22 protein-coding genes, 1 tRNA gene and 1 pseudogene are annotated in these 21,760 nt (G+C 61.9%); 8 read left to right on the top strand and 16 right to left on the bottom strand.

What is annotated here, in order from left to right; all coding sequences use genetic code 11:
• Positions 1 to 157: 157 nt before the first annotated feature.
• The 10 genes from HBH1_RS10900 to HBH1_RS10855 all read right to left on the bottom strand — a co-directional run bounded on the left by HBH1_RS10900 (position 158) and on the right by HBH1_RS10855 (position 9,319).
• The gene (locus tag HBH1_RS10900) at positions 158 to 580 is read right to left on the bottom strand and encodes a F0F1 ATP synthase subunit epsilon (RefSeq protein ID WP_102662772.1); all 423 of its coding nucleotides are present in this window, start codon (positions 578 to 580) and stop codon (positions 158 to 160) included.
• A gap of 116 nt (positions 581 to 696) precedes the next feature.
• Entirely contained in the window at positions 697 to 2,097 is a 1,401-nt protein-coding gene (gene atpD / locus HBH1_RS10895) for a F0F1 ATP synthase subunit beta (RefSeq protein WP_006461339.1), read from the bottom strand.
• 57 nt (positions 2,098 to 2,154) lie between these two features.
• Positions 2,155 to 3,027, bottom strand: coding sequence for a F0F1 ATP synthase subunit gamma (atpG, locus tag HBH1_RS10890; protein WP_006461338.1), 873 nt, complete (start codon positions 3,025 to 3,027; stop codon positions 2,155 to 2,157).
• A gap of 30 nt (positions 3,028 to 3,057) precedes the next feature.
• Positions 3,058 to 4,599: a F0F1 ATP synthase subunit alpha gene (gene atpA, locus HBH1_RS10885; RefSeq protein ID WP_006461337.1), complete on the bottom strand. Its 1,542-nt coding sequence runs from the start codon at positions 4,597 to 4,599 to the stop codon at positions 3,058 to 3,060.
• Positions 4,600 to 4,644: 45 nt separating this feature from the next.
• The gene (locus tag HBH1_RS10880) at positions 4,645 to 5,178 is read right to left on the bottom strand and encodes a F0F1 ATP synthase subunit delta (RefSeq protein ID WP_006461336.1); all 534 of its coding nucleotides are present in this window, start codon (positions 5,176 to 5,178) and stop codon (positions 4,645 to 4,647) included.
• Position 5,179: 1 nt separating this feature from the next.
• The gene (locus tag HBH1_RS10875) at positions 5,180 to 5,650 is read right to left on the bottom strand and encodes a F0F1 ATP synthase subunit B (protein ID WP_006461335.1); all 471 of its coding nucleotides are present in this window, start codon (positions 5,648 to 5,650) and stop codon (positions 5,180 to 5,182) included.
• 74 nt (positions 5,651 to 5,724) lie between these two features.
• Positions 5,725 to 5,970, bottom strand: a complete 246-nt coding sequence (atpE, locus tag HBH1_RS10870) for a F0F1 ATP synthase subunit C (protein WP_006461334.1) — start codon at positions 5,968 to 5,970, stop codon at positions 5,725 to 5,727.
• Between the two features lie 76 nt (positions 5,971 to 6,046).
• Positions 6,047 to 6,868, bottom strand: coding sequence for a F0F1 ATP synthase subunit A (atpB, locus tag HBH1_RS10865; protein ID WP_102662771.1), 822 nt, complete (start codon positions 6,866 to 6,868; stop codon positions 6,047 to 6,049).
• Entirely contained in the window at positions 6,865 to 7,209 is a 345-nt protein-coding gene (locus HBH1_RS10860) for an ATP synthase subunit I (protein ID WP_077236247.1), read from the bottom strand. The genes atpB and HBH1_RS10860 overlap by 4 nt, the downstream gene beginning before the upstream one ends.
• Positions 7,210 to 7,801: 592 nt before the next feature.
• Positions 7,802 to 9,319 carry an HD domain-containing phosphohydrolase gene (locus HBH1_RS10855; RefSeq protein WP_102662770.1) on the bottom strand — a complete coding sequence of 506 codons (1,518 nt, stop codon included), beginning with the start codon at positions 9,317 to 9,319 and terminating at the stop codon, positions 7,802 to 7,804.
• 203 nt (positions 9,320 to 9,522) lie between these two features.
• Here HBH1_RS10855 and HBH1_RS10850 point away from each other — a divergent pair, with 203 nt between their 5' ends.
• The 5 genes and pseudogenes from HBH1_RS10850 (at position 9,523) to rfbD (ending at position 14,009) form a co-directional block, all read left to right on the top strand.
• Positions 9,523 to 10,308: an alpha/beta fold hydrolase gene (locus HBH1_RS10850; RefSeq protein WP_102662769.1), complete on the top strand. Its 786-nt coding sequence runs from the start codon at positions 9,523 to 9,525 to the stop codon at positions 10,306 to 10,308.
• Between the two features lie 236 nt (positions 10,309 to 10,544).
• Positions 10,545 to 11,625: pseudogene (gene rfbB, locus HBH1_RS10845) on the top strand (dTDP-glucose 4,6-dehydratase).
• A complete protein-coding gene (gene rfbA / locus HBH1_RS10840) occupies positions 11,622 to 12,524 on the top strand; it encodes a glucose-1-phosphate thymidylyltransferase RfbA (protein ID WP_102662768.1) in 903 nt (300 codons plus the stop codon). The pseudogene rfbB and the gene rfbA overlap by 4 nt, the downstream one beginning before the upstream one ends.
• A 22-nt stretch (positions 12,525 to 12,546) precedes the next feature.
• Positions 12,547 to 13,092, top strand: coding sequence for a dTDP-4-dehydrorhamnose 3,5-epimerase (gene rfbC, locus HBH1_RS10835; RefSeq protein WP_102662767.1), 546 nt, complete (start codon positions 12,547 to 12,549; stop codon positions 13,090 to 13,092).
• On the top strand, positions 13,089 to 14,009 hold the full coding sequence (gene rfbD, locus HBH1_RS10830) for a dTDP-4-dehydrorhamnose reductase (protein ID WP_102662766.1): 921 nt from the start codon (positions 13,089 to 13,091) through the stop codon (positions 14,007 to 14,009). Before rfbC ends, rfbD begins: the two co-directional genes overlap by 4 nt.
• A gap of 295 nt (positions 14,010 to 14,304) precedes the next feature.
• Here rfbD and HBH1_RS10825 read toward each other — a convergent pair.
• Positions 14,305 to 14,380 (bottom strand) — tRNA-Arg (locus HBH1_RS10825).
• A 233-nt stretch (positions 14,381 to 14,613) separates the two neighbouring features.
• Between HBH1_RS10825 and HBH1_RS10820 the strand changes: the two genes are divergently transcribed.
• Positions 14,614 to 15,174, top strand: a complete 561-nt coding sequence (locus tag HBH1_RS10820) for a c-type cytochrome (protein WP_006461323.1) — start codon at positions 14,614 to 14,616, stop codon at positions 15,172 to 15,174.
• Between the two features lie 147 nt (positions 15,175 to 15,321).
• Here HBH1_RS10820 and HBH1_RS10815 read toward each other — a convergent pair whose 3' ends face one another.
• From HBH1_RS10815 to HBH1_RS10795, 5 genes are all read right to left on the bottom strand, one after another.
• Positions 15,322 to 16,047 carry a YiaD family glycine zipper/OmpA-like lipoprotein gene (locus tag HBH1_RS10815; protein WP_006461322.1) on the bottom strand — a complete coding sequence of 242 codons (726 nt, stop codon included), beginning with the start codon at positions 16,045 to 16,047 and terminating at the stop codon, positions 15,322 to 15,324.
• A 176-nt stretch (positions 16,048 to 16,223) separates the two neighbouring features.
• A complete protein-coding gene (locus tag HBH1_RS10810) occupies positions 16,224 to 16,652 on the bottom strand; it encodes a hypothetical protein (protein WP_077236254.1) in 429 nt (142 codons plus the stop codon).
• A 30-nt stretch (positions 16,653 to 16,682) separates the two neighbouring features.
• Entirely contained in the window at positions 16,683 to 17,093 is a 411-nt protein-coding gene (locus tag HBH1_RS10805) for a phage holin family protein (protein WP_102662765.1), read from the bottom strand.
• Positions 17,094 to 17,104: 11 nt separating this feature from the next.
• On the bottom strand, positions 17,105 to 17,413 hold the full coding sequence (locus HBH1_RS10800) for an ElaB/YgaM/YqjD family protein (RefSeq protein ID WP_077236255.1): 309 nt from the start codon (positions 17,411 to 17,413) through the stop codon (positions 17,105 to 17,107).
• A gap of 286 nt (positions 17,414 to 17,699) precedes the next feature.
• Complete coding sequence (locus HBH1_RS10795; RefSeq protein ID WP_102662764.1) at positions 17,700 to 18,890, bottom strand: gamma-glutamyl-gamma-aminobutyrate hydrolase family protein; 1,191 nt, start codon at positions 18,888 to 18,890, stop codon at positions 17,700 to 17,702.
• A 316-nt stretch (positions 18,891 to 19,206) separates the two neighbouring features.
• Here HBH1_RS10795 and HBH1_RS10790 point away from each other — a divergent pair, with 316 nt between their 5' ends.
• Together HBH1_RS10790 and kefC are read left to right on the top strand one after the other, a co-directional pair.
• Positions 19,207 to 19,728, top strand: a complete 522-nt coding sequence (locus HBH1_RS10790; RefSeq protein ID WP_102662763.1) for a glutathione-regulated potassium-efflux system oxidoreductase KefF — start codon at positions 19,207 to 19,209, stop codon at positions 19,726 to 19,728.
• A 54-nt stretch (positions 19,729 to 19,782) separates the two neighbouring features.
• On the top strand, positions 19,783 to 21,612 hold the full coding sequence (gene kefC, locus HBH1_RS10785; protein WP_102662762.1) for a glutathione-regulated potassium-efflux system protein KefC: 1,830 nt from the start codon (positions 19,783 to 19,785) through the stop codon (positions 21,610 to 21,612).
• The last annotated feature ends 148 nt before the right edge of the window (positions 21,613 to 21,760 follow it).

Genomic DNA, 21,760 nt, shown 5'->3' with positions numbered 1-21,760 from the left:
AGGTTAAGCAGGCGGCGCGAAAGAGGAACGGCCGGGGCGGGAAAGATAGGCATGCGCAGCAAGCACGCAGCTTCGCGATGAACATGAAAAAAGGCAGCCGAGGCTGCCTTTCGATTTACTGCCTTCGTCCCCACTGGAGTGAGGACACGCCGAGTGATCAGCGCTTCTGACGCAACTTCTGGATCGCAGCCAGCTGTGCCACTGCGGCGGCCAGTTCGGCCTGGGCTGCGGCGTGGTCGATCTTGGAGTCGCGATTGACCAGCGCTTCCTCGGCCAGACGCTTGGCTTCGGCGGCCTTGGCTTCGTCCAGGTCGGCACCACGGATCGCGGTGTCGGCCAGCACGGTCACGGTGTCCGGCTGCACTTCCAGCAGGCCACCGGCCACGAACACGAATTCCTCGTGCGCCTGACCCGGCACCTTGATACGGACAGCACCTGGCTTGATGCGCGTGATCAGCGGGGTGTGGCGTGGGTAGATACCCAGCTCACCCGCTTCGCCCGGCAACGCGACGAATTCCGCCTCGCCGGAGAAGATTTCCTCTTCCGCCGAGACCACGTCCACGTGAATAGTATGTGCCATGTCGTTTCCTAGTCGATGGACCGCCACCCTGACGGGTGGCGGCGCCGAAAATCAAAGAATGCTTCCCTGCCCTGCCCGCTCCGCCAAACAGCGGAACCGGCCGGAGCCGGTCAGTCTTAGTTGATCTTCTTGGCTTTTTCGATTGCTTCTTCGATGGTGCCGACCATGTAGAACGCTTGTTCCGGCAGGTGGTCCAGTTCGCCGCTGGCGATCATCTTGAAGCCCTTGATCGTGTCCTTCAGCGAAACGTACTTGCCCGGGGAACCGGTGAACACTTCGGCGACGTGGAAGGGCTGCGACAGGAAACGTTGCATCTTACGTGCACGTGCCACCAGCAGCTTGTCTTCCGGAGCCAGTTCGTCCATGCCCAGAATCGCGATGATGTCACGCAGTTCCTTGTAGCGCTGCAGGGTACCCTGGACCGCGCGGGCGGTCTCGTAGTGTTCCTGGCCGACCACTTGCGGGTCCAGCTGGCGCGAGGTCGAGTCCAGCGGATCGACGGCGGGGTAGATACCCAGCGAGGCGATGTCACGGGACAGAACGACGGTCGAGTCCAAGTGGGCGAAGGTGGTTGCCGGCGACGGGTCGGTCAAGTCATCCGCAGGGACGTAGACGGCCTGGATCGAGGTGATCGAACCGGTCTTGGTCGAGGTGATGCGCTCTTGCAGACGGCCCATTTCTTCGGCCAGCGTCGGCTGGTAGCCCACGGCGGACGGCATACGACCCAGCAGCGCGGACACTTCGGTACCGGCCAGGGTGTAACGGTAGATGTTGTCGACGAAGAACAGAACGTCCTTGCCTTCATCACGGAAGCCTTCGGCGATGGTCAGGCCGGTCAGCGCCACGCGCAGACGGTTGCCCGGCGGTTCGTTCATCTGACCGTAGACCATGGCCACCTTGGAGTTGGCCGGGTTTTCCAGGTCCACCACCTTGGCTTCTGCCATTTCGTGATAGAAGTCGTTACCTTCACGGGTACGCTCACCAACACCGGCGAACACGGACAGACCGCTGTGCGCCTTGGCGATGTTGTTGATCAGTTCCATCATGTTCACGGTCTTGCCGACACCGGCGCCACCGAACAGACCGACCTTACCACCCTTGGCGAACGGGCAGACCAGGTCGATCACCTTGATGCCGGTTTCCAGCAGCTCTTGCGACGGCGACAGTTCGTCGTATGCAGGAGCCTTGCGGTGGATCGAAGCGGTTTGCTCGTGCGAGACAGGACCGCATTCATCGATCGGGTTGCCCAGCACGTCCATGATGCGGCCCAGGGTCGCAGTGCCGACCGGCACCGTGATTGCCTTGCCGGTGTTCGAGATGGTCAGGCCGCGGCGCAGACCGTCCGACGAACCGAGCGCAATGGTACGAACCACGCCGTCACCCAGCTGCTGCTGGACTTCCAGGGTCAGATCCGAACCTTCCAATTTCAAGGCATCGTAAACCTTGGGCATCGCATCGCGGGGAAACTCCACGTCCACCACAGCGCCGATACACTGAACGATTTTGCCATCAGCCATTTTCGTTCCTTCAATAGATAAAATTTAAATTCTGTTTCGCTGCGCTACGTTAGCTGATCAGCCAACTGCGGCCGCACCGGCGACGATTTCCGACAGTTCCTTGGTAATCGCGGCCTGACGAGTCTTGTTGTAGACCAACTTCAACTCGCCGATCACGCTACCGGCGTTGTCGCTCGCTGCCTTCATCGCCACCATGCGCGCCGATTGCTCGGACGCCATGTTCTCGGCGACGGCCTGATAGATCAGTGCTTCGACGTAACGCACCAGCAGCTCGTCCACCACGGATTGCACATCGGGCTCATAGATGTAGTCCCAGGAGTGCGCACCCTCGTCAGCCTTGAGCTTGTCGCTGGTCAGCGGCAGCAGCTGCTGCAGGGTGGCTTCCTGCTTCATCGTGTTGATGAACTTGGTGTACACCAGGTACACCGCGTCCAGCTTGCCTTCCTGGTAAGCGTCGAGCAGCACCTTGACGGGGCCGATCAGCTTTTCCAGGTGAGGCGTATCGCCCAGTTGCGTCACGTTGGCGGCCACGCGGGCGCCGATACGATTCAGAAAACCCAGACCCTTGTTGCCAATGGCGACGGTCTCGATGGACTTGCCCTGGCCTTCCAGTTCACGGAACTTGGTGGTCAACAGACGCAGCGAGTTGGTGTTCATGCCGCCGCACAGACCCTTGTCGGTCGTGACGACGATGAAACCAACGCGCTTGGCCGACTCCTGCTGGACCATGAACGGGTGCACGTACTCCGGATTGGCCTGCGACAGGTTGGCCGCAATGTTGCGGATCTTGTCGCTATACGGGCGGGCTGCGTGCATCCGGTCCTGCGCCTTGCGCATTTTGGATGCCGCGACCATTTCCATCGCCTTGGTGATCTTCTTCGTATTTTCTACGCTCTTGATCTTGCCACGTATCTCTTTACCTGTAGCCATGAGTAAGACTCCTTATAGCTTCAGTAAAAATTAGTACGCGCCGGATTTCTTGAAGTCAGCGATGGCGGCCGCCAGGGCTGCTTCAGCATCCTTATCCAGTTGCTTGGTGTCTTCGATCTTCTTCAACAGGTCAGCATGGCTGGTCTTCATGAAGTTGTGCAGACCGGCTTCGAAGGCCAGGATCTTCTTCACTTCGACGTCGTCCATGTAGCCCTTGTTGACGGCGAACAGGGTCACGGCCATGATCGAGATCGACTGCGGGGTGTACTGAGCCTGCTTCAGCAGTTCGGTCACACGTGCACCGCGGTCCAGCTGCTTGCGGGTGGCTTCGTCCAGGTCGGAAGCGAACTGCGCGAAGGCAGCCAGTTCACGGTACTGTGCCAGGTCGGTACGGATACCGCCGGACAGATTCTTGATGACCTTGGTCTGGGCAGCACCACCGACGCGCGACACCGAGATACCGGCGTTGATCGCAGGACGGATACCGGCGTTGAACAGCGAGGTTTCCAGGAAGATCTGGCCGTCGGTGATCGAGATCACGTTGGTCGGAACGAAGGCCGACACGTCACCCGCCTGGGTTTCGATGATCGGCAGTGCGGTCAGGGAACCGGTCTGGCCCTTGACTTCGCCGTTGGTGAACTTCTCGACGTAGTCGGCGTTCACGCGGGCAGCACGTTCCAGCAGGCGGCTGTGCAGGTAGAACACGTCGCCAGGATAGGCTTCACGGCCCGGCGGACGGCGCAGCAGCAGCGACACCTGACGGTAGGCCACGGCTTGCTTGGACAGGTCGTCATAGACGATCAGGGCATCTTGACCGCGGTCGCGGAAGTATTCGCCCATGGCGCAACCCGAGTAGGCCGACACGTATTGCATCGCAGCCGATTCGGAGGCGGTCGCGGCCACGACGATGGTGTATTCCATCGCGCCGTGCGCTTCCAGTGCGCGCACCACGTTCTTGACCGACGAAGCCTTCTGGCCGATCGCGACGTAGATGCAGGTCATGTTCTGACCCTTTTGATTGATGATGGCGTCGATCGCGACAGCGGTCTTGCCGGTCTGGCGGTCACCGATGATCAGCTCGCGCTGGCCACGGCCGACGGGCACCATGGAGTCGATCGACTTCAGGCCGGTCTGCATCGGTTGCGACACGGACTGACGCGCGATCACGCCCGGAGCGATCTTTTCGATCGGGGCGGTCAGCTTGGCGTTGATCGGACCCTTGCCGTCGATCGGCTGGCCCAGTGCGTTGACCACGCGGCCCTTCAGTTCAGGACCGATGGGCACTTCCAGGATGCGGCCGGTGCACTTGACAACGTCGCCTTCGGAAATGTGTTCGTATTCGCCCAGGATAACGGCGCCCACCGAGTCACGCTCCAGGTTCAGCGCCAGGCCGAAGGTGTTGCCCGGGAATTCCAGCATCTCACCTTGCATCACGTCGGACAGACCATGGATACGGCAGATACCGTCGGACACGGAAATGACCGTGCCCTGATTGCGAATCTCAGCGGTATCGCCAAGGCCTTGGATCCGGCTCTTGATCAGCTCGCTGATTTCAGATGCGTTGAGTTGCATACTAACTCCTAAAAATTGTTCTTTCGCTTAGCCAGCCAGAGGCACTTACGCGGCCAGAGCAGCTTGCAGCTGCTGCAGCTTCGCGCGCACGGAGGTATCGAACACTTCATCGCCGACCACAACGCGCACACCACCGATCAGGCTGCTGTCCACCGTCACCGAAGGGTTCAGCTTGCGGCCGAACTTCTTCTCCAGTGCCGAGACCACATCCTTGACCTGGGCATCGCTGAGCTCGAAGGCGCTGACGATGTTGGCATCGGCCGAACCTTCCGATGCGTTCTTGAGCGCATGGAATTGTTGGGCGATTTCCGGCAGCAGCACCAGACGGCCATTGTCAGCCAGCGTCTTGACGAAGTTCTGCGCCTCGATGGACAGCGGGGTCTTCAAGGCGGCAGCAAAGACGTCAGCCAGCTTGTCATGGGATACGGAAGGGTTCTGCGCCAGGGCCTGCACCTCAGGATGCGCTGCCACCTGGGCCATCTCGTCGACGAGATCGGACCAGGCCGCCAGGCTGCCTGCCTTGGCCACACGGAACAAGGCTTCAGCGTAAGGACGAGCGATCGTTGCGAGTTCGGCCATATTACAGCTCTGTCTTCAGTTGATTCAGCAAGTCGGCGTGGGCCGCAGCATTCACTTCGCGCTTGAGGATGTGTTCCGCGCCCTTGACGGCGAGCGTTGCGACCTGGCCGCGCAGTTCTTCACGCGCCTGGTTCACTTGCTGTTGGGCGTCGGCACGCGCAGCGGCGACGATGCGGGCAGCTTCTTCAGCGGCCGTCTTCTTCGCTTCTTCGATGATCAGCTGAGCGCGCTTTTCGGCTTCGCCGATACGCTTCTGGCCTTCATCACGTGCCGATGCCAGTTCGCCCTGGATGCGCTTTTCGGCGGCGGCCAGATCGGCCTTACCGCGGTCAGCGGCTGCCAGCCCGTCCGCAATCTTCTTGGCGCGTTCGTCGAGCGCCTTGATCAACGGCGGCCACACGAATTTCATCGTGAAGCCGGCGAGGATGAAGAAGACCACGAACTGCGCAATCAATGTTGCATTTAAGTTCACGGTAATTTCCTTCTCAGAATAACGAGTGCCGGAACCAATCGTCCGGCAGATGAGAATCGGCTATGAAGCGCGAATTACTTGGCGATGAACGGATTTGCGAATGCGAACAGCATGGCGATACCAACGCCGATCAGGAAGGCGGCGTCGATCAGGCCGGCCAGCAGGAACATCTTGGTTTGCAGGGTGTTCATCAGTTCAGGCTGACGTGCGGATGCTTCGAGGTACTTACCGCCCATGATCGCGATACCGATACAAGCGCCGATAGCACCCAGGCCAATGATCAAACCGCAAGCCAGAGCAACGAAAGAGACATCAGTCATGACAATTCCTTAAGAAAAGTTAATTAAATACAAAACCAAAAAAACAAACTGAAAAACAGGTACTGCAAGCCTTGTGTTAGTGCGCTTCGTGCGCCTGGCCCAGGTAAACCAGTGTCAACATCATGAAGATGAATGCTTGGAGCAACACGATCAGGATGTGGAAAATTGCCCAGATAGAACCGGCGATCACATGGCCGATGAAGCCGAATGCGGTCGCGGTCGATCCCAGCAATGCGATCAGCAGGAACAACAGTTCGCCTGCATACATGTTGCCGAACAGTCGCATGCCCAGGGACACGGTCTTGGCGGCGAATTCGATGATGTTCAGCAGCAGGTTGAACGGCGCCAGGTAGATGCCGAACGGTGCTGCGAACAGTTCGTGGATGAAGCCGCCGGCACCCTTGATCTTGACGCTGTAATACAGCATCAGGGCCAGCACGCCCAGGGCGATACCCAGGGTGCCGTTGAGGTCGGCGGTCGGAACGATGCGGTGGTGCATTTCACCCAGGCCGAACAGGCCCAGGATGCCGGAAGCCAGGTCCACCGGCAGGAAGTCCAGCGAGTTCATCAGGGCAACCCAGACGAACACGGTCAGTGCCACCGGAGCGATGAAGGTGCGGTCGCCATGCACGATGGCCTTGGACTGGTCTTCGACCATTTCCACGACCATCTCGACGAAGGCCTGGAAGCGGCCCGGCACGCCCGAGGTCGCCTTGCGGGCGGCCAGGAACATGAAGAAGCAGGCAATCACGCCGGAGAACACGGACCAGAAGATGGTGTCCACGTTCAGGATCGAGAAATCGACGATCTTGGTCTGGTGATGGGTGGAGAGGTGTCCGAGGTGGTGGACAATATATTCGGAGGCTGTCGGCGCGTGCTCAGCGGCTTCTACGGTCATGGTCGGTGTCTAAACAGTAAAATGAAATAACTCTTAAGCACCACGATGAAGCTCAGCAGAAATGCGAGCCAATTGACACCGTGGTACAACCAAACGGTCGCGCCCATGAGCGCAAACGTCGTAGCAATCTTGATAAATTCCCCGAAGAAAAAGGCCATCGGGTTGGTACCACCGGGTTTCTGTGCACTGACATGGAGTCGCAGGGCAAACAGGGCGTTGGGGACGACACAGCAAATCCCGCCCAGCAGAGCAGACCAAAGCGCCGAAAGTCCACCCAACATGCCTGCGACCAAAGCAGCGACGACCGTGGCTACGAGCTGCAAGAGAATGATGCGCAGCATATCTATCCAATATCGTGCAGGCGCCGCACCCCTTAAGGGCAGACGGCAGCTTAAAAGCCCGGCGATTATAAAGGTTCGTTTTCCGGTAAGTCAAACCTTTTGCGGCCAGATCAGGGCCTTATCTGGGGCACTTCGCGGCGAGTTGTGGCAAAAAGGCAGCCAGTTCGATTTTTTGCACCGCAATAAGAAGGTTTGCTGATCCGTGCATGGCAGCCATCCTCTTTTCGCGCGCAGCGGGTTCTCCCCTGCTGACTGTTTGTTCAGGTTTGCACAAGCTGCACTGAAATTGCTGGCAAGAATGCACAAAAGGCCAAAAATGGCGCCGGTTTTGCGAACAGCGCTCAATTTAATCAAAAATGTCGCGCAGGGCCAGAAAAATATCCCGCAAATTCAATGATTTACGGAAATTAGCCGGGCGCTCGCAATCGAGCGGCGATTGTACTGACATTTTGTCAGGAAGTTGGAAGTTGTCAGACGACCAAGCTCGCGTTCGCAGCCATATGTTGCAGTACAGCGAAGGTCCCCAGCAAACGTGAGCCCGGACCGCGACGGGCAGGATCGGTCCACCTGGCATGCAGTAGAAATACGGTCTTCAGATCAGACCCAGGTTCAGGCCCTTGAGTGTGGCTGCAGCCCGCGTAGAACACTGCAGCTTGCGGAAAATGCTCTCCACGTGGGTACGCACCGTGGAGGGACTGATCTGCATCACCCGGGCGGCTTCCTTGTTGCTTTCACCCAGGCTGATGCGCCGCAACACCTCGACCTCGCGTTCCGACAGCAACCCTTTGCGGACCGGCACAGGCAAGGAATTGCCGGCGTCGCCGGCGGCGGCAGCGAGCACCCAGCGCACGGCATCGGCGTCGAACAGGCCGTCCACCGCCTGCTGAGTGAGCAGGTCGGCAGCCTCGCCCATGGTCAGCGCCGCCCGCCATGGGCGTCGGGCGCAGAGCGCGGCGTGGGCGGCAGCCACCGCCAGCAGGCGCGCGGGTTGGCCGAGGGTATCGTGGTCCAACCCACGGAAATAGCCCGTGCCGTCCAGGCGCTCATAGAGTTGGGAGGCCAGGGCCGTGTGCTCGCGCAGGGCCGGAATCAATGCGCCGGCGCGCGCCGTCCAGTAGGGTGCCAGGCGGATGCGCTCCCAGTCGTCCACGCCAGGACGCCCCGCGCGCTCCCAGATGGTGTTGGAAACGGAGACCCGACCGATGCCGTGGAGCAAGGCCGCACGCACCAGCCCTTGCTGTTGCAAGGGTGGCAGACCCGCCAGCGCGGCGGCCCGCGCCGCCAGTTCGCTGACGCGACGCGAATAACCTGTCAACCAGGGCAGCTTCAGTTCGATCAGGTCCGCCACGATGCTCAGCGGCACCTCGTGGGCGGGCAGCTCACCGGAGGATGCCAGCGTGTCCTGGCCGTCCAGCGCAGCCAGCCAGGCGCCGGCCTGCGCCGCCACGCGTTCTGCCAACGGTGCCGGGTACTTGATGCCGCCGGAGGCAAGCACCATGCGGATGGCACTGTCGGTACCGTGCGTGCGGCCCAGGATGTCGAGGTCGCCCGCCAGGCTGGTGTAATACACCAGCGCCGGCACCTGGTCGCCGCTCAGTTGTTGTGGCGCCCCGCTGCCGTCGAAGTGCTCCCAGACATGGCGCAGTCCGGCCTCCACCGCGGGCGGCAGGCCCAGCATGCCGGCCACATCGCCGGCGACCTCGCAATGGATGCGCGCCAGCGGTTCGATATTGGAAAAGGTCAGTGGATGGTCTGGCGGCAAGCCATGGCGCAGCATGGCCTCCCGACCACCAACGTCGTCGCCCAACAGGTTGGCAAAACCAGCGGCATTGGCGGTACAGCCCGACCAGCGCAGCAAGGCCACCAGGCGCGCATGCAGGATGTCTTGCGCACCGGCGCCGTCCAGCTGCGCCACCTGGGCCGCCAACCGTGCCGCGCGCTGCGACTGGGCGGGGGGCTGCCCCATGCTGAGATCGCCCACCAGCGCCAGGACATGCACTGCCACCTCGGCGGAAATCATCGGAACACCGCAGGCAAGCGGATCGGAAGCAGCCAGATCGCTGGCTGGGGCAGGCGCGGCACTGCCGGATGAAATGACGTCGGGAAGCATCCCGACACTGTAGCGGCAACTCCGAGCTTGAGGCAATCAACTCTTCGGTGAATGGGCAGGGCCGGCATGAGGGGCCACCATCGCCGCGCCGCACCCGCTGCCACCCCCGGGTCGGTCAATTGACCGATACCGGTGGCCGGAGCGCATTCCTATACTGGCCTCACTGAAACGAACACCCCAACCACCTTCCCAAGGAGAACATCATGAAAGCAACTTCCCGCCTCTTCAGCCTCAAGACCGGCCTCGGCATGCTCGCCGTCGCCGCCGCCTTCACCGGCAGCAGCGCCATGGCTGCCGAACCTGCCGAAAAGCCATCGGTGGTGATCGTCCACGGCGCCTTCGCCGACGGCTCCGACTGGGCCAAGGTGATCCCGCTGCTGCAAGCCAAGGGTATCAAGGTCACCGCCGTGCAGAATCCGCTGACCTCGCTGGCCGACGACGTGGCTGCAGCCAAGCGCGCCATCGACAACCAACCGGGTAAGGTCGTGCTGGTCGGCCACTCCTGGGGCGGCACCGTGATCACCGAGGCCGGCAACAATGACAAGGTCGCCAGCCTGGTCTATGTGGCCGCCTTCGCACCGGACGCCGGCCAGGCCACGGGCGATCTGGGCAAGGACCTGCCGGTTCCCCCGGGCATTGCCAAGCTGTCGGTGGACAAGGCCGGCTTCGCCAGCTTGCCGCCGGCCGCTCTGGCCGCTGACTTTGCCCAGGATGCGCCGGCCAAGCAGGCTGCCGTGATGGCCGCGACCCAAGGTCCGATCGCCCTGAAAGCCTTCGGCGACAAGGTCGAGACCCCCGCCTGGAAGACCCGTCCCAGCTGGTACATCGTCAGCAAGAACGACCGCATGATCCAGCCTGACCTGGAACGCGCCTTCGCCAAGCAGATCAACGCCAAGACCACCGAACTGCCGACCAGCCATGTGCCGCAGCAATCGCGTCCGGCCGACGTGGCCAAGGTGATCCTGGATGCCGTGGCGGCCACCAGGTAAGCACGCGGCCCCCTGCCCCGGCTGCTTAGGCCGGGGGCAGGGGCGCACCCGGCTGCCTTGCCGGATTTCAGTGCATGCAGACTGACCCCGCAGACGATTGCGTCCAAATGCTGCGAACCGGCCTGTGACTCTGACATAATCGCGCTATCCCGTACCAATCAACAGGACCAGCATGATTACCCTCGTCAACCTGCAGGTGGTCTGCCGCCGTCAACCCTGCTGAACCGGGCCGCCCCATGATTTTCATCACTGGCGGTGCCGGCTTCATCGGCAGCAACTTCATCCTCGACTGGTTGACGCAGGCCACGGCCGAACCCGTGCTCAACATCGACAAGCTGACCTACGCCGGCAACCCCTATAACCTGGGCGCGGTCGAGAAAGATGCGCGCTATGCCTTCGTGCAGGCCGATATCTGCGATGAGACAGCGATGGCTACCTTGCTCTCGCGCTACCGCCCACGCGCGATCATTCACTTCGCCGCCGAAAGCCACGTCGATCGTTCCATCCGCAGTCCCGACGAGTTCATCCGTACCAACGTCAATGGCACCTTCAATCTGCTCAACAGGGCGTTGCAGTATTGGCTGACGCTGCCGGGCCCGGAAAAAAACGGACTTCCGCTTCCTGCACATCTCCACCGATGAAGTCTATGGCAGCCTGGCGCCGGAAGATGCGCCATTTACGGAAGCTTCACCGTATGCGCCCAATAGCCTCTACTCGGCGTCCAAGGCGGCATCCGACCATCTGGTGCGGGCCTATCATCAAACCTATGGATTGCCGACACTGTCCACCAACTGCTCCAACAACTACGGCCCCTTTCACTTCCCGGAGAAGCTGATCCCGCTGGTCATTTCCAACGCCCTCGCGGGAAATCCCCTTCCTGTCTACGGCGATGGCTTGCAGATTCGGGACTGGCTGTTCGTGACCGATCACTGTGCCGCATTGCGAACAGTTCTGGCCAGCGGTACGGTCGGCGAGACCTACAACATCGGCGGGGGCAACGAACATACCAACCTGCACGTGGTGCACACCCTCTGCGATATCCTGGACGAACTGGCGGCGCGATCGCAGGGCAGCTATCGCGACCTGATCACCTTCGTCAAGGACCGGCCCGGACATGATCGTCGCTATGCCATCGACGCCGGAAAGATCAAACGCGAACTGGGCTGGCAACCGGCGGAATCCTTCGAGACCGGCATCCGCAAAACGGTGCAGTGGTATCTGGCGCATGGTGAATGGGTACGCCAGGTGCGCTCGGGCGATTACCTGAACTGGCTGCGGCAGCAATACGGCGATCATCCACCGGGAGCACAGATATGAGCGATACCACCCCGCCGGTGCGCCGCAAGGGCATCATCCTCGCGGGAGGCTCTGGCACGCGGCTTTATCCGGCCACCCAGGTTGCCTCCAAACAGCTCATGCCGATCTACGACAAGCCGATGGTGTACTACCCGCTATCGAGCCTGATGCTGGCCGGCATCCGAGATATCCTGCTCATTTCCACTCCGCGCGATACGCCGCGCTTTGCCGAACTGCTGGGAGACGGCCAGCAATGGGGCCTGCAGATCCGTTATGCGGTACAAGCCTCGCCCGACGGACTGGCGCAGGCTTTCCTGATCGGCCAGGATTTCATCGGCAATGATCCTTGTGCGCTCATTCTGGGAGACAACATATTCTACGGACGCGACCTGGAACCGCCGATGCGCCAGGCCAATGCGCGCACCGATGGCGCGACCATCTTTGCCTACCATGTACAGGATCCGGAACGCTACGGTGTGGTCGAATTCGACCCGTCACGCCGGGTAATCGGCATCGAAGAAAAACCGGCGCGGCCGAAATCCAATTTCGCAGTGACCGGCCTCTACTTCTACGACAACCAGGTGGTCGACATTGCCCGCACCATCCGCCCCTCGGCACGTGGGGAGCTGGAAATCACCGATATCAACCGCAGCTACCTGGCACGTGGGCAATTGCAGGTGGAACTGATGGGACGCGGCATCGCCTGGCTCGATACCGGCACCCATGAATCGCTACTGGATGCAGGCCAGTTCATCGCCACCATCGAGAAGCGCCAGGGCCTGAAAGTCGCCTGCCCGGAAGAGATCGCCTATCGTCGAGGCTATATCGATGCCCTCCAGCTGGAGAGGCTTGCCGAGCCGTTGAAGAACAATGCCTATGGCAAGTATCTGCTTCAGCTGCTGACCGAAATGAGTTATTAACTGCCATCGCGGCTACCATTCCATGCTGGTCACCCCCACTCCCCTAGCGGGCCTGATGCTGATCCAACCCCAAGTCTTCAGCGACAGTCGCGGCTTCTTCTACGAAAGCTTCAACGAGCGCGACTTCCGCGCACGGACCGGGGCCGATGTCCGTTTCGTACAGGATAACCACTCTCTCTCCGCGCGCGGTGTCGTGCGCGGTCTGCATTACCAGCTCCCGCAGGCACAGGGCAAGCTGGTACGGGTCACCCGGGGCGCCGTGCTGGATGTGGTGCTTGATATCCGTCGCAGTTCGCCTACTTTCGGTCAGTGGTTCAGCCAGGTCCTGAGCGCGAGCAACCAGCTGCAACTCTGGTTGCCGGCGGGATTCGCGCATGGATTCTCGGTCCTGGAAGATGAGACCGAATGCCTTTACAAGACCACCGATTACTGGATGCCGGAACAGGAACACACCATTCTCTGGAATGACCCGGCGCTGGCTATCGATTGGCAGCTGCAAGGGGAAGCTATCCTGTCCGACAAGGATAGAAACGGGATTCCGCTGGCGCAGGCCGCGGTGTTCGAATGAAGCGCTTGCGCATCCTGCTCACTGGCGCATCGGGGCAGGTGGGCCAAGCGTTGGCGCAACGACTGTATGGCGCAGAACTATTCACTCCCACTCGCTCCGAGCTGAATCTTGAAGACAGTGCGGCCATCCTCCGCTACGTGGACCGGACCCGACCCGACCTGATCATCAATGCGGCGGCCTACACCGCTGTCGACCAGGCCGAAAGCGAACCTGAGGTGGCCATTGCCATCAACGCCGTCGCCCCCCGGGTACTGGCGCGCGCGGCCCGGCACCACGGTATCGGGTTGATCCACTTCTCGACCGATTATGTGTTTGATGGCATGCAGTCTGAACCCTACCGGGAAGATGACCAGACGGCACCACTGAACGTCTACGGTCGCAGCAAGCGGGATGGTGAGATCGCCGTACTGGAAGAGTGCGATGCCGCCTGGATACTGCGAACGAGCTGGGTCTACGCTGCCCACGGCCGCAATTTCCTGAACACCATCCTGCAACTTGCGCAGCAGCGCAGGCAGTTGAACATCGTTGCCGACCAGTGGGGAGCGCCGACCTGGGCTCGCACGATAGCTGACGTCGTAACGCGCATGCTGGGGGACGACGGCAGGATGACGCTGCACGCTCGCATGCAACACACCCGCGGCGTGTATCACCTCAGCTCGCGCGGCGCCACCAACTGGCAGCAGTACGCCTGCCGCATTGTGGAAGCCATGCCTGCCCTGGGTCTGCAGGCACAGCTATCGCCCGCCGAGGTGGCGCCCATTTCGAGTGCGGCGTATCCGACGCCGGCGCAACGTCCGAGCAATTCCCGCTTGTGCACGGACAAGCTCACGCGCGTTTTCGGCATCACCCTTCCCGACTGGGATCAGGCGCTGGATGAGTGTCTGCGCGAAATGAAACAAGAAATGGGACAAGACTAAACGTCAATACCGCGCGGCGCATCCGCAGCCCGCAGGCTGAGAGACATATCAAACATCTCACAATGTCGGCCTGCGCCGGCTGGACATTGATATCGCGCAAAGTATTTGCCGTATAAGCAAAGGATAATATTTCCCAGCAGAATACGTTGCTGTTTTGATAATTTTTGTATCGCGTGGATATCTGCTTTGCCGGAATGACTAATTCTTTTCCAGACTGGCTGAAGGAGTTCCGGACAGGACGGCCCGACATTGCAGGGCACAGGGCGGCGGGCAGGTGACGGCGAAGGGGGGAAAGTGGCGCGGCTGGCGGGGATCGAACCCACGACCCTTGGCTTCGGAGGCCAATACTCTATCCACTGAGCTACAGCCGCGCTGACGGGGCGAACCCCGGAAAGGCCTGAAGGATACCCCCTTTCCCTCTGGACGTCCATGGCACTGGCGGTTTTTCCGTGTCAAACGGAAAGCATTGTGACTATAATCAAGAGTTCGGCGAGAGAGCGCAATGAAAGCCCTGCCTGATCCTAGTTCCACGCAATGCCAGGCGATACAAAGGGAACCGACGTTTTCCGCCCCAATTTCGAGGAAACATTACGGAGGGACGCCAATGAGCTCAGCTCAGCATGAACACGAGTCGGCAATCAAGACTCCCAAGCAATTGATCGCAGCGGTAGTCGCAGGTTTTATGGTCCCCATCGTGTGCATCGTGCTACTGGTGCAGTACGTGACCAACGGCCAGAAGACCGGTGCCGGCTCCGACAGTCAGACGCCCGAGATGATCGCGGCGCGCATCAAGCCCGTCTCCGATGACGGCTTCACCTTCCGCGATGCCAACGGCCCCAAGCAACTGCTTTCGGGTGAAGAGGTCTACAAGACCACCTGTGCCGCCTGCCATGGCGCCGGCGTGGCAGGTGCCCCCAAGGTGGGCGATGCCGCCTCTTGGCAAGCCCGGATCGCACAAGGCTATGACACCCTGGTCACGCACGCCATCAACGGTCTGCGCGCCATGCCCGCCAAGGGCGGCAACCCGGACCTGGACGATGTGGAAATCCAGCGTACCGTGGCCTACATGGCCAACCAGTCCGGCGGCAAGTTCAAGGAACCGGAAGCAAAGGCGCCCGCCGCCGCTGAAGGTGCCGCACCCGCTGCAGACGCACCTGCCAAGTAAGAACTGCATCCCACCGGAAATCATACGTCCGCAAAAAAAATCCCCGAATCGAATTCGGGGATTTTTCATTTGCGGCCGCCCTGTCATGCTGCCAGGGCGCCAGTTGCCGGTGGTGCGCATGGCACCTTCCGGCTGGTCATCTCAATCTCAATAACGCGGCGGAGGCGGCGGGGGATAGCCACCCGGCGCATAGCCTGCCGGCGCTTGCTGGGCGGGTGCTGCAGCCTGTTGCTCGGCCACGAAGATTTCCACGCGACGGTTCTTGGCGCGGTTGGCATCCGAATTGTTCGGCACCAGCGGCTCATGTGAACCACGCCCCATGATCACGAAACGATTGGCCGCTACGCCGCGCGAGCTCAGGTAGTCGCGGGTACGGGCTGCACGCTGTTGCGACAGCGGGTCGTTGATGGCATCACTGCCGGTGTTGTCGGTGTGGCCAACGATGGTGACCGTGGTCGCCGGATTTTCCACCAGGGTGGCGGCGAAGCGATCCAGCACCGGACGCATCTCGGGCTTGATGTCGGCACGACCCGTATCAAAGGAGATGTCACTCGGGATTTCCAGCTTCAGGCGGTTGTCCGCGGTCTGGGTGACTTGCACGCCAGTGCCCTGGGTTGCCTGTTCCATGGCGCGCTTCTGGTTTTCCATACGGTTGGACCAGATGTTGCCCGCTACCGCGCCGATGGCGCCACCAATGGCCGCACCACCCAGGGCGCGTCCGCCACCACCACCACCGGTGGCTGCGCCGATGATGCCACCCAGGCCGGCGCCGATACCTGCACCGGTAGCCGTGCCACGTTGCGTCGGGCTCATGTCGGCGCAGCCGGAAAGCGCCAGCACACCGGCGATCGCCGCAATGGAGAGTTTCTTCATGTCATGTCCTTTCTTGTCTTTTAGTTTTGTTGTCCGGGCCATTAGCCGGTCTTCCTCAGAGCATTCGCCGGCCCGATATGTTCCTGCTTGGGAGATGCACCCGCCAAATTACAAAGGCATCCGGATGAACGGATGCCTTTGGGTGAAACGGCCGGTGCAAATAGAACCAAGCAGAACTAGTCAGGCTGGGACGGTCCTTCCAGTTCCACCGTCTCGTTGCCGCCCGACCCGCCGCGCTGGCTGAAATAATAGGCCAGCCCACCCACGGCGGCGATGACGCCACCCATCATCAGCGGCTTGCGCAGCCAGCGACGCGACAGCAGCGAAGCACCTGTCATCAGCAATGGCGTCACCGTCTGCAAATTCAGGTTGCCCAGCCCGCCGCTGCTGATCGACTTGATCGACTGCACCGTCTTGCCGCCGCCAAACAGCGAAGCGGCAAAATGGCCAACGCGGCTCAAGGCCCCCTTGGCCAGCGACTCGGCGCTGAGATTTTCGCGCACCACCTCACGCGACTCCATCACGCCCAGCCGATACAGCGCACCCTGCGCCAGTACCTTACGCTTGCGCTCCTCATGGGTCATGCCGTGATCCAGGTCTGTCATGCTGTCCTCGTTCTGATGGAAAACTTGCACCTACAACAGTGCATCACGATCCTTGCGCAGCTCGGTCATGGTCTGCGGCAGCGAAAGCTTGCCTTGCTGCAGCACCGAGCGGGCGTACCACACCAGCCCGACCGTCGCCGCAGTGAAAAAGGCGCCCAGCAGGGCCAGGATCTTCCAGCCCCAGGCGTCCCAGGCCAGCATCACGATCAGCACCGACCAGAAGGCAATGGCAAACCACAAGCCCACCGCCGCCAGCACGAAGATGACAGCAAAGCGCAGCAGGTTGGCACCGATTTCGGACATCTCCAGCGATGCCAGCTCGATACGGCTGATGATCAGGCCGAGCAGGTTCTTGGCCAGACCCAGGAGCCCCGCCGTCAATCCGGGGTGGGCGGCCTGGGCGGTGGAGGCCGCCGGGCCTTCCTTGTGGGGCGTCGCCATCGGCGCGGCGCTTACTTGCTGCGACCGATGACCAGGCCCACCAGCAGGCCCAGCCCGGCCGAAATGGCCACCGCACGCCACGGATTTTCGTGGACATAGTCGTCGGTCTTGGCAGCCACTTCCTTGCCCTTCTCGATGGCGGCAGCCTGCGCGCCCTGGGCCGCTTCGGCAGCGGCTTCCAGCAGGGTCAGGCCCTTGGCGCGCAATTCGTCAGCCTTTTCACCGGTGGCAGCAGCGGCCTCGGCGAACAATGCCTGGGCGTCCTTGACCAGGGTCTTCATGTCGTTGCGGACGGTCTTCAGTGCGGGGGATTGAGGCATTTAAATTCTCCTTTTTTGCCGGTTATGGAAAAGACTAGCAAGACGTCGCATCCCTCTCGCCACTTGCCCCATGTCCAGGCTGAGGCGAGCAGGTTTGCTGCGTTGCGACGAGCTTTTGATTCTACAGAGTCCGGTTGCTGGCGAATAGCGCCTTGCCGGTCTGCTGCACATGCATTGGAGCAGGCTTGCGCCAGCGCAAACTGGTTCGATGATGCGGGGCACGTTAGGTTCCGGCGGATTCTCCCGACACAGGCCGTGTCGGGAGGCCATCAGAACCGGCCGACCATCAGAAGCGGGTTTCCCGCGCAGCGCGCAGGAAACTGTCGAGGATGGGGGTGCAATCCAGCAGTTCGGCTCCACCGGCGCGGTGGAATTCCGGGTGCCACTGCAGGCCCATCACGAACGGCGCCTTGCGATAGCGGATGGCCTCCACGATCTGGTCCGGGCCCGATACCGCCTCCACCGACAGGTCGCGTCCGATGTCACGCACCGCCTGGTGGTGAATCGAGTTGACGATGGCATTCTCGGTCTTGACCATGCCTGCCAGCGACGAGCCCTGGGGGAAATGCAGCGCGTGATAATTGCTGTCGTACTGGTCATTGACGTGCAGGATGGCGGTCGGCACATCGGTAGCGATGTCCTGATACAGCGTGCCGCCGAAGGCCACGTTGATCAGCTGGCAGCCGCGGCAGATCCCCAGCACCGGCTTGCCGGCCTCGATGAACTCGTGCAGCAGCTCCAGTTCGTACATGTCGCGCACCCGGTCACCGCTCCACTCCGGGCGCGTGGCAGCCTGGGCATAGCTCTGCGGCGAGACGTCGGCCCCACCCTGCAAGACCAGCCCATCGAGGTGCTTGGCATAGTCCCGCAGGCGGATATTGCTGGGGTGGACCAGGCCATTGGTATTGACGGTCGGGATCATGAAGACCAGCACATCGCGCGACATGACCCACTGCGCAATCGATTCCTCCAGATATTGCAGGGTCTTGCTGCGCAGGCCCTTGGCACCGCTTTCCGGGTGGAAGATACGGGCCGACACGCCGATCTTCAACGTCCGTTGCATGACCCGGCGACCGGCCTTGTCCGACAGCTGGCGCAGGCGCGCCGTGAGGAAACGCCAGGTCTGCGCCCAGGGCGCGTCGCCGGCATGATGGGGCGGCGGGGGCAGGGAAGAATAGGGACTTTGCTGCGGACTTTGCTGCGCCTGTGCCTGGGTCGCTTCTGCCGCAGGCTGGGCACCGGGTCCAGGCTGCACGGGAGCGGCTGCAGCAGCAGGGGCGACCGGCGTAGGCACTGCGGGTTGGACCACGGGGCTGGCGCCAGCGCTGACGGTGGGGCCCGCTACCGGCGGCGTCCCGGCAGGATTCTGGGAGGCGGCCGGCGCCCCGGAGGCGTCGGCGGAGAGAGGCTTGGCCGCGGCCGTACCCGGGGTGCGGTCGGGCGGCAGGTTGGCTTCGGAATCTTGGATGTCGGACATGGCTGCAATAAGTGATCTGGATGGATGAACTGCCGCGCGCTTGATGGGCCACGCGCATGGCGACAATCTACGACAGAGGACCCGGGGAGTGGCTGAGTATAAGCGCATTGCCCGGCTTTGGACACCTGTCGCCCGGCAAGGCGGCTGTGCCTGCGGCAGCCGGTGCTGGCAAGCAGTTTCATACAAGCCGCCGCTCCCGCTTTCATGGCACACTCCTTTCCCTCGTACTGGCAGACAACACAAAGGCCGTGCATGTTCCGGCCAATTTCACCGGATCTGCCAGGCCCGGCCAGATCAACCGTCCAGCTCCGCCACCATGTCCAAGGTCCTGATCCTCTACGCCCATCCCGCTGCCGAGCTTTCGCGCACCAACCACCTCATGCTGGAAGCCGCTGCCCGGCTCCCCGAGGTGCGGGTCCACGATCTCTATGAGCATTACCCGGATTTCCACATCGACATCGCGCACGAACAGCAACTGTTGAGCGAGGCTGAACTGATCGTGATGCAGCATCCCATCCACTGGTACAGCATGCCGGCGCTGCAAAAGGAATGGCTGGACCGCGTGCTCGCCCGAGGCTGGGCCTTCGGCCACGACGGCCACGCGCTGCAGGGCAAGCGATTCTGGCTGGTGGCCTCCACCGGTGGCGAGACCGCCTCCTACAGCAGTGACGGCCGCCACGGCCACCGCTTCGAGGACTTCCTCCCGCCTTACCAGCAGACCGCCCGCCTGTGCGGCATGCAATGGGTAGAACCGCTGATCCTGCACGGCGCCCACCATATCCCACCGGTGCAATTCCAGCACCACGTAGAACGCTATCTGGAGGGCCTGCAGGCATGATGCGCAGCACCCTCCCTCCACACCCGACCCCATTTCTGAAAACTGGACGCTTCCATGGATGAACAACTGCTCATCGCCCTGGTTTATCTGCTCGCCGCGGTGGCCGCCGTGCCCATCGCCAAGCGCCTGGGCCTGGGCGCCGTGCTGGGCTACCTGCTGGCCGGCATCGTCATCGGTCCCTGGGGGCTGGGACTGATCACCGAGGTCAAGCACATCCTCGAATTTTCCGAGTTCGGCGTGGTGCTGCTGCTGTTCCTGATCGGCCTGGAACTCGATCCCAAGCGCCTGTGGGCCTTGCGCCGCTCCATCTTCGGCTGGGGCAGCGTGCAGGTCGCCAGTGTCTCGCTGGCCCTCTTCGCAGCGGCCCTGGCAGCCGGTGTACCCTGGCGCATCGGCCTGATCGCCGCGCTGGGAATGTCGCTTTCTTCCACCGCCATCGCCCTGGCCACGCTGGGCGAGCGCAAGCTCACCGCCACCCCGGCCGGCGCCGCCGGCTTTTCCATCCTGCTGTTCCAGGACATCGCCGCCATCCCGATGATGGCCGCCGTTCCCCTCCTGGGCGTGGCGGCCAGCCAGGGCAGTGGCCAGGGCTGGTTGCATGCTGGCCAGGTGGCCCTGGTGATCGGCCTGCTGATCTTCGGTGGGCGCGTGCTGATCCGCCCCATCCTGCGCATCATCGCCAAGACCGACATGCGCGAAATCTTCACCGCCTTCGCCCTGCTGCTGGTGATCGCCACCTGCCTGCTGATGCAGTCGGTGGGCATGTCGATGGCACTGGGGACCTTCCTGGCCGGCGTGCTGCTGGCCGATTCCGAATATCGTCATGCGCTCGAAAGCGACCTGGAACCCTTCAAGGGCCTGCTGCTGGGCCTGTTCTTCATCGCCGTGGGCATGTCGGTGGACTTCGGCGTGTTCCTCGCGCAGCCCTGGCGCATCATCGGCATGGTGCTCGGCTTTCTGGCCATCAAGACCAGTGTGATGTGGGTCCTCGGCCGCTGCTTCGGCATTCCCCGCGGACAGCAATTGTTCTTCGCCTTCCTGCTCTCCCAGGGTGGGGAATTCGCCTTCATCGTCTTCGGCGCGGCGGTCACCGCCAAGGTGCTCACGCCCGAGATCTCTTCCATGCTGGTGGTGGTAGTGGCCTTGTCGATGCTGATCACGCCGCTCATGCTCCTGGTGCACGACCGCCTGCTGGTACGCTGGCTAGAAGGCGGCAAGCGCCGTCCGGAAGACAAGATCGATCCGCAGGACCATCAGGTCATCATCGCCGGCTTCGGCCGCTTCGGCCAGATCGTCGGCCGCCTGCTGGCCGCCAATGGCATCGGTGCCACCGTGCTGGACCATGACCCGGACCAGATCGATTTCCTGCGCAAGTTCGGCTTCAAGGTGTTCTACGGCGATGCCACCCGCATCGATCTGCTGCGTACCGCCGGTGCCGACAAGGCGCGCGTACTGGTGATCGCCATCGACGATGCGCAAGCCGCACTGGAAATGGTGGACAAGGTCCGCGAAGAATTCCCGCACCTGCAGATCGCGGCCCGCGCCCGTAACGTCACCCATCTCTACGACCTGATGGATCGCGGCGTGACCGTCCTGGAACGCGAAACCTTCGAGAGTGCCCTGCACATGGGCCGGCAGGTGTTGCAGCAGCTGGACTTCGGCGCCTATCGCGCCCGCGAGGCAGCCATGAAATTCCGTGCCCATAATCTCAAGACCCTGGAAGCGCTCTATCCGCACTACAAGAACCAGGCGCAGATGGTATCGATGGCCGCACAGGCAAGAGAGGAACTGCAGGCCATGTTCGCCGGCGACCGCGAGGCGCTGGAGCGCGATCACTCGCACGACCAGTGGCGCCAGGAGCCCCCCGCACCGCCCGCGCCATAAAAAAAGGCCGGACACGCTTGCGCACATCCGGCCAAATCCCTCACTGCTTACTGCTTACCACTTACTACAAGACTACCTACTGCTCACTACTCACAACTACTCACTGCGTACTACTGACTGCTCACCGGTACTACCCACTGCAAAACGT

The sequence above is a fragment of the Herbaspirillum sp. BH-1 genome, assembly GCF_002870055.1.
GTDB classification, from domain to species: domain Bacteria; phylum Pseudomonadota; class Gammaproteobacteria; order Burkholderiales; family Burkholderiaceae_D; genus Herbaspirillum; species Herbaspirillum frisingense.
The sequence above is the reverse complement of the archived record's forward strand: the minus strand, read 5'-3'. Positions and strand labels throughout refer to the sequence as shown.